Below are 16,511 nucleotides of genomic sequence, written 5' to 3' on the forward strand. Positions count from 1 at the left end.
TTGATCCGCTTCTGGTGGGCGGAGAACTGGTCGAGGCATCCGAGTGCGTACGACCCGGGTTACACGTTCCTGGGCCTCTGTTCCTGCGCGAGAGGCGAGCGTATTCTTGCGGCGACCCAATGATCTGAATTTATCTCGGGAGGGGATTGCGATGACTGAGGCAACGCGCCACGACGCCTGGCAGGCCGGGGATAGCTACGACCTCTATATGGGGCGCTGGAGCCGTCAGATCGCTCCACTGTTCCTGGATTGGCTCGATCCGGCAGAAGCGCTGGACTGGCTGGAGGTGGGTTGCGGAACCGGGGCGCTGTCCTCAGCCATCCTGGCGCGCTGCAATCCCAGCAGCCTGGTATCCATAGACCCATCGGAGGGTTTTCTCGCCAAGGCGCGTGCAAACGAGCCGGATAAACGTGTCGAGTTTCTCGCAGGCGATGCGCAGGCCCTGGCTGTCGAATCCGGCAGCAAGGACATCGTCGTGTCGGCGCTTGTCCTCAACTTCATCCCTGACAAGCAAAAGGCGCTCGCCGAGATGCGGCGAGTGGCCCGCCCTGGAGCGACGATTGGATTCTATGTGTGGGATTATCCTGGCGGCGGGGTGGAATTCATGCGGGCCTTCTGGACCGCTGCGACGGCGCTTGACCCCGGTGCCATCGACCTCACCGAAGACAGGCGTTTTCCATTTTGCACACGAGATGGACTGACCGATCTCGCGGAGAAGGCCGGCCTCGTTTCCATCGAGTCCACCAGGATTGAGATGCCCGCTGTGTTCAAGGACTTCGAAGACTACTGGCACCCCTTCACCCTGGGGGCGGGGCCGGCGCCCGGCTATTGCATGAGTCTCGAACCCGCAGCTCGCCAGAGATTGATGGAGAGGCTCCGCGATAGTCTGCCGCGCGGCGAGGACGGGTCAATTCCCCTGAAAACCCGAGCCTGGGCGGTCAAGGCCAAGGTTCGCTGATGACCGCGAGCCCACGTCGCGCCAGACCGGCAGGCGGCCAACTATAGACTGTCCTGCGCAAAGTTCGGGTTGACCGGCCTTGTACGCGAAGCGACTATTCGTCTGGACAGGCGAGATGCAGGCTGCAGGAGGAAATGCGATGGACGAGCCCGATCGGTGGCGTCACATGTCGAGCGCGCCAAAGGATGGCAGCCGAATCCTTGTCACGGTTCGGCCGTCGGAACAGGGGCCGGCGGAAGTCGACCTGGCTTACTGGTCTCGGGCCGATCAGTTCGGCAGCGAAGGATGGCGCGCTTCCGACTCGTCGCCCGGACGCGTGGTTGAATACGCGGAACCCGAGCTGAAGTGCTGGATGCCGCTGCCGACAGCCAATCTGAGCAAGGGTTCATTGCCGAGCCCCTGGGATGAAGAAGATGTCCCGCTGCTGGATGGATCGGGGATATGAGGGGAGCGGGAAGGGGAGCTTTTCACCGTAAAAAGGCCATTGGGATCGAGCCGAAACCCGCTGTCGTGCTCACCGACGCCAGAACGAGTTGCTTATCTCGGCTTCGATCTGCGCCAGCCTCAAGCCAATATCGTCGATCAACTTAAGTTCATTTTTCATAGCGATGCGCCGTTTGAATGGATGCAGTCGCCGGAAAAAATCACGCCCAAGTCGCGCGATCAGCGCGCATGCGCGGATCGCGGGAGTCCGGAAATCGAACGAGCGGACCGTTGATGCCCGGCAGGCCCGCTGCTTCTCGAGATAATGCGTAAGCGCAATATCGTGGCGTAACGGGCCGCCGCGCGGCTGCTCATTTTGTCCGGGATCATCATGCCAGATGGGCCATTCGGACGAACTCGGGCGTAGCATAGTGTCCTCCTGAAATAAGGGCTGCTCGTCTGGACAATCTCCACCGCGGCCGTGAGAGGCGCGTTGCAGCCAGCGTGAAGGATTCGTGAAAACGCCGGGCCGGTGAAGATGACGGTTGAATTAGGGGCAACTACAGGAAAGGATCGCAAACAAAGTGGCTGTGGCGGATCCGATGGCGCACCCTCATCTCTGTCTGCTAGGCGGTTTCGACTTCGCCGGAGGCGCAGCGGCGGCCCCCGTTTTCAGCCGCAAGGCGCGCGCCATGGTGGCCTATCTCGCCTTGCAATCCGGGCGCTGCCAGTCACGCGAGAAGCTCGCAGCGCTTTTGTGGGGCGGCAACGGTGAGGCGCAGGCCCGGATGAGCCTTCGACAGGCCCTATCGGCCATCAGGAAAGGGATGGACGCATCCGATGGCCGAACGTTCCTGACCGACGGCGACAGCATTACCCTCAATCTCGACGATCTTGATTTTGATGTCGCGCGGTTCCAGGCGCTGGCCGCCAGCTCGGCGCCTGAAGATCTCGAACAGGCGCTTGTCGTCTATCGCGGCGACCTGCTCGACGGCTTCGGCCTGAAGGAGGAGCCGTTCGAGGATTGGCTACGGGTCGAGCGCGAGCGCCTGAGGGCGCTGGCCGTCGCGGCACTGGACAAGCTCGTCGCGCATTACTGCACTACGAACGATCTTGACTCATGCGTGCGCTCGGCAACCCGCCTGCTCGCCATGGAACCGCTGAGGGAGGACACCCACCGCGCCCTGATGCGAGCCTATGCGGCCCAGGGCCGGCTCAATCTCGCGCTGAAGCAATATGAAAATTGCCGCGGTGCGCTGCAGCGGGAACTGAACCTGCAGCCCGAGCCGGAAACCCGACATCTCTATGAAGACCTGCGGACGCGCCGCATGACGCCGCAAGCTGCCTCCCGGGCAGCTGCCTCGGCGTCGCCTTCCCAGACGCCGCCACCCTTGCCAGCCCGAACCGGCGAGCGGCCGGCGTTCCGGGCCGAGCCGATGCGACCCGCGACCCATTACGTCAAATCGGCGGGAATCAACATCGCCTATCAGGTGACCGGCGACGGACCGGTCGACCTGATCTATGTGCCTGGATGGGTCTCCAACCTCGACCTTGCCTGGTCGTCGCCGCGGTTTTCGCATGTGCTCCAGCGCCTCGGCGCCTTCTCGCGCCTGATCCGCATGGACAAGCGCGGCACGGGGCTGTCCGATCGCAATGTTGGTTTGCCGACGCTGGAAGAGCGAATGGAAGACATGCGGGCGGTGCTGGATGCGGTCGGCTCGAAGCACACGGTTCTGTTCGGCAGCTCCGAAGGCGGCCCCATGTGCATGCTGTTCGCGGCGATCTATCCCGCGCGGACAGCGGCTCTCGCCCTCAACGGAACCTATGCCAGCGGCCGATGGTCGAAGGATTACCCGTGGGCAAGGACAAGCGAGCAGGTGGAAGACGATCTGGCCGCCGTCGAGAGACAGTGGGGGGAGCCGGCGGATATGAGCAACGCCGCGCCCAGCCTGATGAATGACAGTTTCGAGAGAGAATGGTTCGCCGCGTATCTCAGGAATTCGGCTTCGCCTGCCGACGCGATCGCGCTCTGGCGCTGGGGCACCGAAATCGATGTTCGCGCCCTTCTCCCAGCCATTCACGTCCCGACACTGATCGTGCAGACGGCGGGCGACCGCTGGGTAAAACCGGAAGAGGGGCGCTATCTGGCAACGCATATCGAAGGCGCCAAATACATCGAGCTTGCCGGTCGTGATCACGTAATCTGGGGCGAGAATTCCGATCGCCTCGTCGACGAGATCCAGACCTTCGTCACCGGCGCCTTGCCGGCAGCGCCGGGCGAAGGGATTCTGGTGTCGGTGCTGTCCCTGGAGATAGCCGGCCCCCCTTCTGGTCTCGGTGCAGATCTGATCGAGCGATACGCCGAAGAGATCCGCGGCGAACTGTTCGCTGCCGAAGGCAGACAGATCAGGCGCTCCGCAAGCGGATTTTTCGCAGTGTTCCAACGGCCGACGCGATCGATCCAGTGCGCGATCGCGATCCGTCATCGCCTGAGGCAATCCGGTCTCGATGTCCGCTCGGCAGTCCATACCGGCGAATGCCAGGAGCGCGGCGATGATTTCACCGGCATCGCGATCGAGCTGTCATCGCGGCTGCTCGATCGTGCGCGGCCGGGTGAGATCATCGCGTCGCGGACGGTGCGCGATCTCGTAGTCGGCTCCGGCCTGATATTCGAAGAGCATGGCGAACTGGAAGCGAGCGGGCTGCCCGGCAGCCTGCAGCTTTTCTCCGTTAGCAAACCCGGTGTCTGATGTTGGTCGACAAAAATCGCGGCGTGCAGGTTTCGGCAGTCGGGCAGCCGGCCGTTGCGAGGCTGGCTACCCTTGCGCCATCCGCCTTCGCTGATCTGGCCGTCGCTCGTCAGAACAGGAACGCAGCCCTGGTTGGGTTCGGCCCGGTGCGACCGTCTGATGAATCCATGCCTCGGACAGTCTTGAGGTCTGCCGCGTCCAACTCGAAATCGAAGACATCGAAATTTGCGGCGATGCGGTCCTGGTGGATCGACTTTGGAATGACGATCAGCCCTTCCTGGAGGTGCCATCTGATGATCACCTGCGCCACGGATTTGCGGTGTTTTCCCGCGATCTTTTCGAGGGTCGGGTCGCTCAACAGCCGGCCACTGCCCAGCGGGCTCCAGCTTTCGATTCGGATGTTGTGCGTGCTGTGAAATTCTCTGGTATGGCGCTGTTGAAACCGGGGATGGAGTTCGATCTGGTTGACTGAGGGTGTGACACCAGTCTCGCCGATGATCCGCTCCAGATGGTCCTGGTTGAAATTCGAAACGCCAATCGACTTGATCCGGCCGGACTGCCTGAGTTCGATCAGCGTCTTCCACGCCTCGACATATTTGCCTTGGCTGGGCACTGGCCAGTGGATCAGAAACAGGTCGATCTGCTCGATGCCGAGCTTGTTCATCGTCTGGTCGAAAGCCCGCAGGGCGGCGTCACGCTGATGCGCGCCGTTGCGCAGTTTCGAGGTGATGAACAACTCGCTCCTCGGCACGCCAGCCGTGCGGATCGCTCGCCCGACGCCTTCCTCGTTCTGGTAGCCTTCGGCGGTGTCGATCAACCTGTAGCCGGCCTCGATCCCCCAACTCACCACCTGGCTCGTGATGGCTGGATCGACCTGCCACACGCCAAGGCCGATCTGGGGAATGGCTGAGCCGTCGTTCAATGTGATCTGTTCAGGCTTATTCAGGGTAATTTGTTGAGGCATGCTCAGGTCCTTCTGCATCGTTTCGCCCAGCGCAGTGTGCTTATCTAGGCACGACGTCCGCCAAGGCGAGTCGACAGGTGGAGAAAGTGGAAGTGCGCCGTGAAGTCGGGATGAGATCCGATTCGCACCGACCAGCAAATAGTTTCCAGAAATCAATAAATTGGACCGGGGGATGGCACGCCAATCCGGATCAATCTCGAAAAATCTGGCGAAAGGCCTGACTTTCGTGCGCGCTCGTCTATGTGGGCTAACGCTCTTAAGTCTGACAATGGCAAGCGGGTGTCGAGTGCACCCCGGGCATATGCATAGTCGGGAAGATAGCCGTTGACGATGAGGCGCCAGTCGAGGGGAACCACGTCACCGACCGCTCGCATCATCTTGACGATCGTGGTCGTGCAGTTCGTCGTGATGGAATTATAGAATTCCGGAGTCGTGGAAAGTGCATTTGCGTCCAAGACGTATTCCAGCAAGAGCGCCCGGGCCGCCTCCGGTGACGTTTTTAGCCGATAGATTTGGACATCTTCTCCGCGAACGTTTGACCTGACGCCGACGACGTCTCGCTCATCAGCCGCAATAATGACCAGCGGATTGCTCTTGAACAGGTCTGCCGTGGGTGAAAACTTGCCGCCTCCCTGGCGCCGCACCTCAATCGACCAGGCAAGATAGTCACCTCCTGCAAAGCCGAAGCTTATGATGACATGGGCGATTTTGGTCCCGGACCAATAAGACATGAAGAGGTCGACCGTCTGAAGGTTGGAGAGGTCGTATGTCCGCATTGTCCAGCGTTCGGTGAAATCAGTAGCGCTACGCCATTCGAAGTCGCGCACATCCGTCAGCGTCAACAGGTTCCCGTCGCGGGTGCCGGTCACCTGACGGGCGACGTCGGGCGCCCAGTCCGCGTGATCGAAAGGCCTGATGGTGCTCCACCAAACCAGAACCACAGCAAACGCCGCTGCAAACAGGACGAACGCCCTGATGCGAAACCGGCTGAACAGCGCGATGACGGTGGCGAGGCCGAACAAGATGAAAAGAACGCCGGCCAGAGCCCGTCCAAGCTCAGCCGCAGGCAGACGATACCACATGGCAAGCCCGGCCCAGGCAGTCAGGATTGCGACGGCTAGCGAAAGGATGATGGCAAGCGAGGTCCGAGCGATGCGACGCATTTATTCCCCCCTCTGGCGGTCTGTCATTGCCTGGATGCCATTTCTCACGGAACGCTCGAAGACAACAACTCTACAAGTCCATATTGGAGCACCAATCGGTCCGATACCATTTTCGCTGCGGATTTCGCAGGCGTGGAGCGAGCGAGAAGGTGCCCACGCGAAACGGACGCGCTCGGCATCGGCCGTTCGATGAAGTGACCGCGCGAGCTCACGGGCCCTAACAAGTTCCTTCATCCATCCATCCGTACCTGAAACACCCGTCCATCTACCCGGAACAGGTTCTCTCTGTTCCAGTCCAACAAAACCGATACTCGCCTCGCTGGAATATCCAACGCGACTCCGTCATGATCTTTCCGCCTTGCCGAGCGTCGCTGCCGAGCGCGGTGACGCCGACGCAGGTCATGAGAGTAGGCTTGGCCAGTGCAGCGGATCCACCCGACGACCTTTCTTTTTGCGGCCCGAGCCCTGCGCGATATGGGCGATGGCTTCGTGGCCGTTCTGTTGCCGGTCTACCTGCTCGCATTGGGCTTCACGCCTCTGCAGGTCGGCATCATCGCGACCGCATCGCTGCTCGGTTCAGCGCTCTTGACCATCGCCGTCGGAGTCCTTGGTGCCCGACACGATCACCGCCGTCTCCTGCTTGCCGCCACCAGTCTGATGGTCGCCACGGGTGTGGCCTTTGCCCTGGTTCATGACTACGCGCTGCTTTTGGTGATCGCGTTCGCAGGCACCATCAACCCGTCGGCCGGCAGCGTCAGCGTGTTCGTGCCATTAGAGCATGCCGTGCTCACGCGCGAAGTCACTGATGCCGCCCGGACCAAGATGTTCGCGCGTTACAGCTTGGTGGGCGCGCTTGCAGGCGCCGTTGGCGCACTCGCTTCGGCGACCCCTGATCTTGTTGCTCCATCCGGCCTCGACCAACTCACCGGCATCAAGGCCATGTTCGTGCTCTACGCGTTGCTCGGCCTGCTCGGCGGCCTCTTCTACGCGCGGATCCCGCAGCGCCGTCCCACGTCGGACACAGGTACCGCGTCCGCGCTCGGCCCCTCGCGCAATATCGTTCTCAAGCTTGCGGCCCTTTTTAGCCTTGATGCTTTCGCCGGCGGCTTTGTCGTCCAGTCGCTGCTTGCCCTATGGCTTTTCGAAAAATTCGACCTGTCGCTTTCGGAAGCGGGATTTTTCTTCTTCTGGTCCGGCGTGCTTTCGGCGTTCTCATTCCCCGTTGCAGCTTGGCTGTCCCGGCATATCGGACTCATCAACACGATGGTGTTCACACACATTCCGTCCAGCATCGCCCTGATGCTGGCGGCGCTTGCGCCGACGCTACCTCTGACACTGGCCCTGCTGCTGGTCCGCGCTGCGCTTTCGCAGATGGACGTCCCGACGCGCTCATCTTACGTCATGGCCGTTGTCACGGAAGCGGAGCGGGCGGCGGCCGCGAGCTTCACTTCTGTCCCGCGCAGTCTGGCCGCGGCAGCCAGTCCGGCGCTGGCGGGCGCTCTGCTTGCTGCCTCTTTCCGAGCTTGGCCCCTCCTCATCTGCGGTGCATTGAAGATCATTTATGACCTGCTGCTGCTGATGCAGTTCCGGCACTTGAAGCCCCCAGAGGAGCGGTAATGCAGCCTTGTCGGTTTGGAGCGTTTAGCCAGGAGGGATCGATCGCGGCGGCAAAGCGGCGGACGATACCATGTCGAAGGGGGCCATCATCGGGGTAACAAAAGCCAGGTTGGACGATAAGGCGGTGTAGACATGCACCGTCGCCGTGACCGATGTCGATCACGAGACTTTCCTGAAGAGCTTTTTCACCCGGTCCGATGCTGAGAAGATAGCCGCGAAGAGAGGCGATAGGTGCGGTTTGCAAGAATGCCAAGCACGGTCGGCCTCGGAGGTACTTCGTTATTTGCGAATGTCGCCGCTATTATTCATCGATCAAGATCACCGTTCAGGTTCCGCCATGAGACCAGTTCGCAGAGCGTCCGCCGCCTGGCTACGTCGCCGAGCGGTCACGGGTTCCATCCGCCGCTGCCGTATTGACGGGTAATGATTTCGAGAAGATGACCGTTCGGGTCCTCGAAATAAACGCCGCGGCCGCCGTCGTGGTGATTGATCTCGCCCAGCTGCGTCCGGCCAGGGTCAGCCCAGTACGGGAGATCCCGTTCACGAATCCTACCGAAGATCTCGTCGAACTCGGCTTCGCTGACCAGGAAGGCGTAATGCTGCGGCCTGATTTCGCCGCCGGTATCCATGTAGTCGAGGTTGGCACCGTTTTCGGTCGTGACCATCTGGAAAGGCCCCCAGCGCCTCGGGGCTGGAAGGCCAAGCATTTCCGCCAGGAACTTTGCCGACGCCTCGCTGTTGCGGGCCGGCAGTATTGTGTGGTTGAAATCGATAGCCATGCCATCACTCCCTTTGATCTCTCCTCGCACGTCGTTGTTCCACGACTGAAGCGATGCTGCACGAGATGGGGTCGAAGGCCATGATGCTCAAGCCGGCGTGGCAACCTGCCCGATGACCTGCACGGGATCAGCCTGATGAATACGGGCGATGATCATTTCGCCGCTATCCGGCACCTCGCCGGTCAAGCCGGTGATGTTGACCTGATGCGTGACAAGCACGGCTGGTCCGCCGAAACGTTGCCCGCGAAGCCATGCCAAAAGAGCGGCGGTGCGCTGCTCTGCGGCCGAACTGTCGCCAAAGAATGAATTAAGCAGCTCAAGAGGCACAACTTCGCCGATCCCGAGCAGGCGAGCGGTGTCGAGGCAACGACACCACTGGCTCGAATAGACGGCGGCCGACGAGATGCCATTCGCACGGAACAGGTCGCCGATCGCGCGGGACTGCGCACGACCTTCTTCCGACAGATTCCGCTGGGTGCTGCACTCACCGAGCCTGAAGCCAGGCGGATCGCCGGAGCCTGGGGCCGCGGCATGGCGCAGCAAGGCAATGGCTTCTCCGGATCGCAGGGCTGCCCAGAGTGGCTCGGAGGCTTGTGCCTTGCCGAAAGCAGCCGCTCCGAGCGACAGGATAAGAAATCGCCGACGTCCAATTCGCATCTTGCTTCTCACCGTTCCGATAGCGGCTTTGGATCCGATAGCAGCTTTGACGAGTGCCGGCAGCTACTGCAGGCCGGGAGCCTCGTTTAGCAATGCCGGGTCGCAGTGCTCGTCCACGATCCGCCAAATGTCGAACCTGGTGGTATATCCACCGTTCGGGTGCTTAGGGCTGTCGAATGAGAAAGGCTTTTCGATGGAAGCCGGTCATTCGGTGGATGTCGGCCGAACCGGAACAATGGTATCCTGCGGGGAGCATTTGGGGAGGCGACTGCATTGACTGAGAGCTTGGAAGCCGAAGAGGCGAGAGGCTGGTCGAATCTGCTGCTCGCGGCAGAAAGCGGCGATGCGGAGGCCGTTCGAGCGGAATTGGCGGCCGGCGCCAATATCAACGAGGCGGACGACGGCGGCTGGTCAGCCCTTCATCTTGCAGCCCTCAATGCCCGCACCGCGGCGGTCGAGGCGTTGATCGAACACCCGGCGATCGATGTGAATTCCAGAAACAAATGGAAGAGCACGCCTTTGAGCCTTGCTTCGGCCAAGGGCCACTTCGCCTCTGTTTTAGCCCTCGTGAAACACCCCGAAATAGAGATCAATGCACGAGCCGACTACTACGGCAGAACGGCACTGATCGAAGCGGCAAAGAACGGGCATCTTGATGTCGTCAAGTTGCTTGTCGAGAATGGCGCCGACGTGAATCTGAGTGACAAGACCGGACGAAACAACGCCCTTATCGAGGCTATCAAGGGACGGCACTATGAGGTCGCGGGATACCTGCTTGATTCTCGGAAAATGAACTTTCTCAACAAGGATATGAGACTGAACGCCCTGATCTGGGCTGGCAGCAGCCATAACCATCACCTTATCGAAAAGCTGGAAGCCGCGATCCATAATTTCTTCGAAGGCAAGTGAAGGTCTCGCGTCCGGTTCCAGTTGCCATTTGTGGTTACCGGGCGAAGAAACAGGTAATCCTCCAATCCGGAAGGCTCGTCAGCCCTTCGCGATAAGCGCGCTGCTACTCACGATGTCCGGGCAGGGCGCCGACCGGGCCGGCCTCATATGCTGCAAGTGCTTTGGCGACGCCGGCAGTGAAGTGTTCAATATCGCTCGCATGTTCGAACGCTATCCGGGTTTGCGCAAACTCCAGTGGCGAATAGTCAGGCGCTATCCGCTTGACCTCTGCGATAATGCTCTGGGCTCCCTTGAGATCGCCAAGTTGCGCATGGCACGCCGCGAGCCTTGTCAGCCGCCAGGGTGTCTTCAATGGGAGCTTCGACATGCTACGGAGCGCGGCCTTGTAGTCTCCTGAAGAGTAAAGCGCGATAGAGCGATCATAGTGGTACCAATCAGGATGGATCGGGTTGATCCGTATCGCACTGTCAAGCGCCGCCAGTGCTTCAAGAGGCCTGCCTCTCATCGTGAGCAAGTATCCCATTTGCGCAATCGTATCGGCGTCGTATGGATTGAGGTCGAGCGCGCGTTGAAGGTGATGTTCGGCCGCTTCGAACCGACGGGCTGAGAGGAAAGCCTGGGCGAGTACGCGATGACAGCGTGGCTCTTCCGGCGCCAGGGTTACCGCACACTCTGCGCGGTCGATCACTGAACCAAGCAACGCTGGGGATGCCTCAGCATAGCCACCGATAATGAGATCGGCGAGCGCGATGTAGGAATGCGCCAAGGCATAGGTCGGGTCCTTCTCGACCGCCGCCTGGAAAAGACTGCGCGCAGCCTCATTGTCGTCATCACCATAGCCGCGCAGCCGGGCCAGTCCACGCAGGAGAAGCTCGTATGCGGCCAAGCTGTCCGTAGGCTTTGGGGTTGCTTGTTTAATCCCTGCGTCGTCGAGCCGAGCGACCAGCCGGTTCACCACACGGCGAGCGATTTCTTCCTGCATATCGAAGATCTGGCCGCCAGACGCAGAAAAATTATCGCTCCAGAGAACTCCACCCGTCGAAGCGGTAATGAGGCTGACGGTGACCCGCATGCCGTCTGCGCGAGTCGTCGCCCTGCCACGGACCAAATAGGTTGCGCCAAGGCTGTCGCCAATGGCACGCCAATCGGAAGCGGAATCCGAGACAAATGCAAATCCGGAATTGCGCGCCAGCACAACCACCGTTCCAAAGCGAGCCAACGCATTGACAATGTCCTCGGCGAAGCCGTCAACCAGAGGGGTGTCTTCCGGCGCACCTTCATTGCTGAAGCGCAGTACCGCAACGCTTGGCTGTCCAGAGCGCTCTGGCTTTGGCGCATCGAGAAGAGAGAGGACGTAGCCGCGCTTAGCGACCGTGCGGACAATGGTTTGGCTTTCGTCCTGCAGCGCCTTTCGCAACTCCCTGACGGCTTGCGTCAGTGAGTCCTCGGTCACGAAGACATCAGGCCACACCGCTGACATCAGTTCTGACTTGGTCGCGACACGTCCAACATTCCTGCTGAGATAGGTTAACAGATCAAACGCCTTGGAGCGGAGAGCAACAGGTTTCCCGTCGCGGAGAAGGAGGCCGCGCGCCAGATCAAGCTCGCACCTGCCAAGTGCCAGAACGGGCTCTGGATTTTCTTGCGACATCGAATGCCGACCTGATCAGCCTGACTAGACGCTGCCTGATTGGGGTCTCAATCCGCTCAGACGTCAAGGGACCAAAGGAATTTGATTCGCCTTCACTTTGGCTGGAAGCCATCCGCCTGTCCATGGCGATGATCTCGAGCATTTCGAACATCGTTCCAGGCATGGGCGCACAAGGCGACGCAGCCATAACGCAAGATACATATTCGAGGAGTTCCTGCCGGGCGGCTTGGCGCGTGTTCTCATTCAGTGACATGGTCGACCTCATCCGGTTCTTTCTTTCTTGAGAACAATGAAGCCAAAGAACGGGTGCGTACCGGAAGATTTCTGAAATTTTGCTGAATCTGGCGTAGCAGGGGTTTTCCCACAATCATTCAACCAAACGGTTGACAATCCGAAAACGCGCCTCTATATTCAACTCCATGGTTGAATTAGAGACATCCCAGATCGACGCGGTTTTTCACGCGCTTGGCGACGCCACTCGCCGGAGGATGCTTCGCGACCTCGCCGGCGGCGAGCGAACGGTAAGCCAGCTGGCGGAACCGTTCGACATGTCGCTGGCCGCCGCCTCCAAGCACATAAAGGCGCTGGAGAATGCCGGGCTTATTCGTCGCGAGGTGAGGGGCCGCACGCATCTTTGCCGCCTCGAACCCGGACCGCTGGCCAGCGCCCACCAATGGCTTGGCTTCTACGAGCGCTTGTGGACCAACCGTCTCGATGTTCTCGAACGTCTCCTTCGCGAGGAGGACGCACGCAAAGCCCAGGATGATTCCAGGAAATCGCCCACTTCAAAAGAAGGAAACGACCAATGAACCAGATGAAAACCATCGAAGCCTATGGCGAGCTGACCGAGCCGGCGACATTCACCATCCAGCGGCTTTTGCCTGGCCCTATCGAGCGGGTCTGGGCCTATCTCACCGAGAGTGACCTGCGTCGGCAGTGGATGGCCGCGGGGCAGATGGAAATGAAGGCCGGCACGTCGTTCGAATTCGTTTGGCGTAACGACGAGCTGACCGATCCGCCCGGCCAGCGCCCTGCGGGCTTCCCCGAAGAGCATCGGATGGAGGGCCGGATCACCGAGCTCGATCCGCCTTACAAGCTTGCCATCACCTGGGGAAACACCGGCGGCGTTTCCTTCTTGCTGGAGCCGAAGGGCAACGATGTGCTGCTCACCGTCATCCATCGCCGGCTGCCGGAGCGCGCAATTCAGCTCAACGTCACCGCCGGCTGGCACATGCACCTCGACATGCTCGCTGCCCGCCTCGCGGGCAAGACCCCGACCTCTTTCTGGAACGGCTGGAGCCGCCTGCGGGAAGAATACGACCGCCGCCTGCCGGCCTGACACGAACGCGTCGGCCAACCCCTGAAGTCACCGCCCAGCCTCCACCGGCATCGGCCCTTGGAGGCTCGCACACCAGCAACGAACCGACGATGAAACGTGCTTGCATTTCGCAAGCCCGATGGAGGAAGTCATGCGCAAATTGATCACCGGAATGAAGGTTTCCGTCGACGGCAAGATGGAGGGACCCGAGGGTTACGCCGATTGGGTCGACGCGTGGTCGGAGGAGTATGGGCTGACGCCGCAGATCGATGCCTGCCTGCTCGGGAGCGTCATGTACGTCGGCTACGAGCGCTACTGGAGCGCGATCCAGAATGAGCCGGACAAGCCGCTGCCGATGACCGGCAAATTACCGACGCCGGCGGAGCTCGAATGGGCCCGCTTTGCCGAACAGACCGCGCATTATGTGCTTTCGAACACAATGATTTCGGCGGCCTGGCCAAAGACCCGCTTCGTGCGGAGCCTCGAAGACATCGCTGCCCTCAAGCAGCAGCCGGGCAAGGATATCTATCTCATGGGCGGTGCTCGAATGACCGCGAGCCTTATCGATGCCGGGCTGGTGGATGAACTGCGGCTGATCGTCTATCCGCTGCTCGTCGGGGAAGGGAAGGCGCTGTTTGGAGCAACGCAAAATCGTCGCGGGCTCGAACTGCGGAAGGTTCAGCAGCTTCCCGACGGGCGCGTGAGCCTGGTCTATGGGATTGGCTAACTCAGCCGGTCTTCGCAGATCTCGCAGCGCTGCCCGGCTGAAATCTATTCCTGAAAGGCACGTTGCCGGTCAGAGGGAAACCGATAGCCCACCGTCAACGGCCAGTACATGTCCGTTGACGTAGGCGGCAGCGTCGGAGGCAAGAAACACCACGGCTCCGCCGAGCTCCTCAGGCTGGGCCCAGCGGCCCGCCGGGGTTCGTGTCTCGACCCATTTGGTGAAGGCCTCGTCGCTCATAAGTGCGGTATTGAGCTCGGTGGCGAAATAGCCGGGGGCGATCGCGTTGACGGTGATGCCGTGACGGCCCAGTTCAGCGGCGGTCGAGCGTGTCAGCCCGTGCAGCCCCGCCTTTGCCGCCACATAGGCGTGAATGGTGGGACGGCCAAGTATCGCCGCAACCGATCCGGTGTTTATTATGCGCCCGAACTTGTTTGGCAGCATCAGGCGCACCGCGTCGCGCATCATGCGGAAGCAGGCCGACAGATTGACGGCAATCACATGGTTGAAATCTTCGTCCTGCCATTCGACCAGTGGACTTCGATGCTGGATGCCGGCGTTGTTGACCAGAATATCGAGGCGGCCGTGGCGTTCGACGATTCCTTCCAGCGACGCCCTTGAGATCGCCGCGTCGGTGACATCGAACGGCAGGGCTTCGGCACCGATCCTTTCGGCCGCCGCGGCGAGGGCGGCCGGATCGCGGGCATTGACGATCACTGTCGCGCCGTTTTCCACAAGTGCCTTGGCCATGGCGAAGCCGAGACCACGCGAAGCACCCGTGACCAACGCGACACGGCCGTTAAGCGAGAACAATTCCGACATTGATATCCCCTAGGAAAAGGGCGGGAGTTTCCTCCCGCCCAATAGTGCTATTTGGCGATGCAGGTATCCGCTGTCTCCGGAGTGCAAATGTCAAGCCCGGTGTAGGTCGGGTCGGCCGGCGGAGGCCTTGCCGTCCTTCATGTCCTTCAGCGCTATCATCGTCTTGCAGCCCATTTCGAACGGCCGCTGGCCGACCTGGCCAAGCGAGAAACTGCGAAGGATCTGAAACATTTTCAGGCCGACAAAGAACAGTTCCAGGCAGCACGTTAAGGCATTGGCCCCGGCCGGTTGTAAAAAATAGCATTTTTCGAGGGCGAACAGTTCAGGCGCGGGCGTGGATTGCGGGGTGGGCCGCGGAGTTCGGCGCCGAAGTGAAGACGGCAACCGAGAGAATGCGACTTGCCAAGTTGTAGGATGACCGTATGATCGGACCCATGACTACGGTTCATCCATCTCTTCAACGCGAAGCTTCCGGCGCAATTGCTGAGCTGCCTGCGCAGCTGGCGGGTGATGCGCTGATAGACGGACGGTCGCCACTGGCAGAGCGCACCTCCTCGATTGGGGCCGCGACAGGCGCGGCAGTGCCCGCTTCATCGTGCGTCCAGGATCCGTGGAAGACGTCCAGGCGTTTGTGAGATGGTGCTCGCAGAGCGGTGTCGCGATCGTCGTGCAAGGCGGCAATACCGGACTTGCCGGCGGCGCGATTCCAGACAATTCGGAGTTCGCCGTGCTGTCGCTTGAGCGTCTCAATCGGATACGCTCCGTCGATCGGCTCGACTTCACGCTGCAAGCTGACGCCGGTGCCGTGCTGCAGGACGTCAAGGACGCCGCTGAAGCATCCGACATGACCTTCCCTCTCGCGCTCGGCGGCTCGTTCAGTGCCGAGCATGGCGTCGGTCGCAGCCGCAGTCAGGTGTTCTGGGCCGGCCTGTCGCAACGCGAACGGCAGCTTCATACCGCGATCAAGGCAGCCTTCGATCCGGCAGGCCTGTTCAATCCCGCGTGTCTCATGCCTGGTCCGGGCGATTTGTAGGGGAAGCCGCATGAAGCAGCGTTCGTCCATCATCGGCAGCGTGGAGGCGCTTCCGCATCGCGTCGCTTCGCATCTGAGCCGCGAGATCGAGGGCGGCGACATCATCCCAGGAGCCCGGCTTCCCACCGAAAGCCAGCTCGCCGACAAGTTCGGCGTCAGCCGCAATGTTGTCAGGGAAGCGATTGCGCAGCTTCGCGCCGATGGCATGATCGAGGCGCGTCAGGGGGTGGGCGCATTCGTCATGGCGCCGGAACAGCGGACAGCCATCCGGATCGACCGTGAAGCACTGAAAGACCAGCGCAACATGGAGCAGCTCTTCGAGCTGCGCAGCATCCTGGAGACCGAATCCGCCACGCTGGCCGCGGCGCGCTGTACATCCGATGATCTTGACGCGATCAAGGCTGCGCTGGACCGCATGGGCGGCGAAGAGCGCTGGGAGGATGGCAGCATCGAGGCCGATCTGCTTTTCCATCGGGCGATCGCCCGGGCCACGGGCAATAGCTACATCTACACGTTCATTTCGTTCGTATGCGAGCAGATCCGCCAGTCGATCCACTATGCCCGCCTGACCAATCCGCTCCACGACCTGGTCGAGGTCAACGTCGCCGAACACGTGCGAATCTACGACGCGCTCGCCGCGCATGATCCGCAGGCTGCCGGCGAGGCGATGCGCCGGCACATCGATGGCGCGGCATCGCGGGTAGGCGTCGAACTCACCGCGAAGATCAATCGAGGCAAATGAC

General features: G+C 60.9%; 17 protein-coding genes and 1 pseudogene. 10 read left to right on the forward strand and 8 right to left on the reverse strand.

Annotation, left to right across the window (positions count from 1 at the left end; genetic code table 11):
- Positions 1-106: 106 nt before the first annotated feature.
- The gene (locus AC0L3I_RS11460) at positions 107-958 is read left to right on the forward strand and encodes a class I SAM-dependent methyltransferase (protein ID WP_473526957.1); all 852 of its coding nucleotides are present in this window, start codon (positions 107-109) and stop codon (positions 956-958) included.
- A gap of 139 nt (positions 959-1,097) precedes the next feature.
- Positions 1,098-1,403, forward strand: coding sequence for a hypothetical protein (locus AC0L3I_RS11465; RefSeq protein WP_292186190.1), 306 nt, complete (start codon positions 1,098-1,100; stop codon positions 1,401-1,403).
- A gap of 69 nt (positions 1,404-1,472) precedes the next feature.
- Here the strand turns inward: AC0L3I_RS11465 and AC0L3I_RS11470 are convergent, their stop codons facing one another.
- Entirely contained in the window at positions 1,473-1,811 is a 339-nt protein-coding gene (locus AC0L3I_RS11470; RefSeq protein ID WP_473526958.1) for a hypothetical protein, read from the reverse strand.
- A gap of 172 nt (positions 1,812-1,983) precedes the next feature.
- Here AC0L3I_RS11470 and AC0L3I_RS11475 point away from each other — a divergent pair, with 172 nt between their 5' ends.
- Positions 1,984-4,131: an alpha/beta fold hydrolase gene (locus AC0L3I_RS11475; RefSeq protein WP_473526959.1), complete on the forward strand. Its 2,148-nt coding sequence runs from the start codon at positions 1,984-1,986 to the stop codon at positions 4,129-4,131.
- A gap of 109 nt (positions 4,132-4,240) precedes the next feature.
- Here the strand turns inward: AC0L3I_RS11475 and AC0L3I_RS11480 are convergent, their stop codons facing one another.
- Both AC0L3I_RS11480 and AC0L3I_RS11485 read right to left on the reverse strand, forming a co-directional pair.
- Complete coding sequence (locus AC0L3I_RS11480) at positions 4,241-5,095, reverse strand: aldo/keto reductase (RefSeq protein WP_473526960.1); 855 nt, start codon at positions 5,093-5,095, stop codon at positions 4,241-4,243.
- A gap of 152 nt (positions 5,096-5,247) precedes the next feature.
- Entirely contained in the window at positions 5,248-6,258 is a 1,011-nt protein-coding gene (locus tag AC0L3I_RS11485; RefSeq protein ID WP_473526961.1) for an Lnb N-terminal periplasmic domain-containing protein, read from the reverse strand.
- A gap of 474 nt (positions 6,259-6,732) precedes the next feature.
- On the opposite strand from AC0L3I_RS11485, the gene AC0L3I_RS11490 reads away from it, so the two are divergent.
- Positions 6,733-7,875: an MFS transporter gene (locus AC0L3I_RS11490; RefSeq protein WP_473527005.1), complete on the forward strand. Its 1,143-nt coding sequence runs from the start codon at positions 6,733-6,735 to the stop codon at positions 7,873-7,875.
- A gap of 386 nt (positions 7,876-8,261) precedes the next feature.
- On the opposite strand, the gene AC0L3I_RS11495 is transcribed toward AC0L3I_RS11490, so the two are convergent.
- Both AC0L3I_RS11495 and AC0L3I_RS11500 read right to left on the reverse strand, forming a co-directional pair.
- Entirely contained in the window at positions 8,262-8,684 is a 423-nt protein-coding gene (locus AC0L3I_RS11495; protein ID WP_473526962.1) for a VOC family protein, read from the reverse strand.
- Positions 8,685-8,741: 57 nt separating this feature from the next.
- A complete protein-coding gene (locus tag AC0L3I_RS11500; RefSeq protein WP_473526963.1) occupies positions 8,742-9,197 on the reverse strand; it encodes a histidine phosphatase family protein in 456 nt (151 codons plus the stop codon).
- Between the two features lie 399 nt (positions 9,198-9,596).
- Here AC0L3I_RS11500 and AC0L3I_RS11505 point away from each other — a divergent pair, with 399 nt between their 5' ends.
- Positions 9,597-10,220, forward strand: a complete 624-nt coding sequence (locus AC0L3I_RS11505; protein WP_473526964.1) for an ankyrin repeat domain-containing protein — start codon at positions 9,597-9,599, stop codon at positions 10,218-10,220.
- A gap of 103 nt (positions 10,221-10,323) precedes the next feature.
- Here the strand turns inward: AC0L3I_RS11505 and AC0L3I_RS11510 are convergent, their stop codons facing one another.
- A complete protein-coding gene (locus tag AC0L3I_RS11510; protein WP_473526965.1) occupies positions 10,324-11,871 on the reverse strand; it encodes a winged helix-turn-helix domain-containing tetratricopeptide repeat protein in 1,548 nt (515 codons plus the stop codon).
- Positions 11,872-12,290: 419 nt separating this feature from the next.
- On the opposite strand from AC0L3I_RS11510, the gene AC0L3I_RS11515 reads away from it, so the two are divergent.
- From AC0L3I_RS11515 to AC0L3I_RS11525, 3 genes are all read left to right on the forward strand, one after another.
- Positions 12,291-12,680: an ArsR/SmtB family transcription factor gene (locus AC0L3I_RS11515; RefSeq protein ID WP_473526966.1), complete on the forward strand. Its 390-nt coding sequence runs from the start codon at positions 12,291-12,293 to the stop codon at positions 12,678-12,680.
- Complete coding sequence (locus tag AC0L3I_RS11520; RefSeq protein WP_473526967.1) at positions 12,677-13,210, forward strand: SRPBCC family protein; 534 nt, start codon at positions 12,677-12,679, stop codon at positions 13,208-13,210. The genes AC0L3I_RS11515 and AC0L3I_RS11520 overlap by 4 nt, the downstream gene beginning before the upstream one ends.
- 130 nt (positions 13,211-13,340) lie before the next feature.
- The gene (locus AC0L3I_RS11525) at positions 13,341-13,916 is read left to right on the forward strand and encodes a dihydrofolate reductase family protein (protein WP_473526968.1); all 576 of its coding nucleotides are present in this window, start codon (positions 13,341-13,343) and stop codon (positions 13,914-13,916) included.
- 69 nt (positions 13,917-13,985) lie between these two features.
- Here AC0L3I_RS11525 and AC0L3I_RS11530 read toward each other — a convergent pair whose 3' ends face one another.
- A complete protein-coding gene (locus AC0L3I_RS11530; protein WP_473526969.1) occupies positions 13,986-14,735 on the reverse strand; it encodes a glucose 1-dehydrogenase in 750 nt (249 codons plus the stop codon).
- 47 nt (positions 14,736-14,782) lie between these two features.
- A pseudogene (locus AC0L3I_RS11535) lies at positions 14,783-14,930 on the reverse strand (sugar ABC transporter substrate-binding protein); the annotation flags it as partial.
- Between the two features lie 400 nt (positions 14,931-15,330).
- On the opposite strand from AC0L3I_RS11535, the gene AC0L3I_RS11540 reads away from it, so the two are divergent.
- On the forward strand, positions 15,331-15,768 hold the full coding sequence (locus tag AC0L3I_RS11540; RefSeq protein WP_473526970.1) for an FAD-binding oxidoreductase: 438 nt from the start codon (positions 15,331-15,333) through the stop codon (positions 15,766-15,768).
- A gap of 10 nt (positions 15,769-15,778) precedes the next feature.
- Positions 15,779-16,510, forward strand: coding sequence for a FadR/GntR family transcriptional regulator (locus AC0L3I_RS11545; protein WP_292192908.1), 732 nt, complete (start codon positions 15,779-15,781; stop codon positions 16,508-16,510).
- Position 16,511: the final 1 nt, after the last annotated feature.

This window comes from Mesorhizobium sp. WSM4840, from assembly GCF_055811755.1.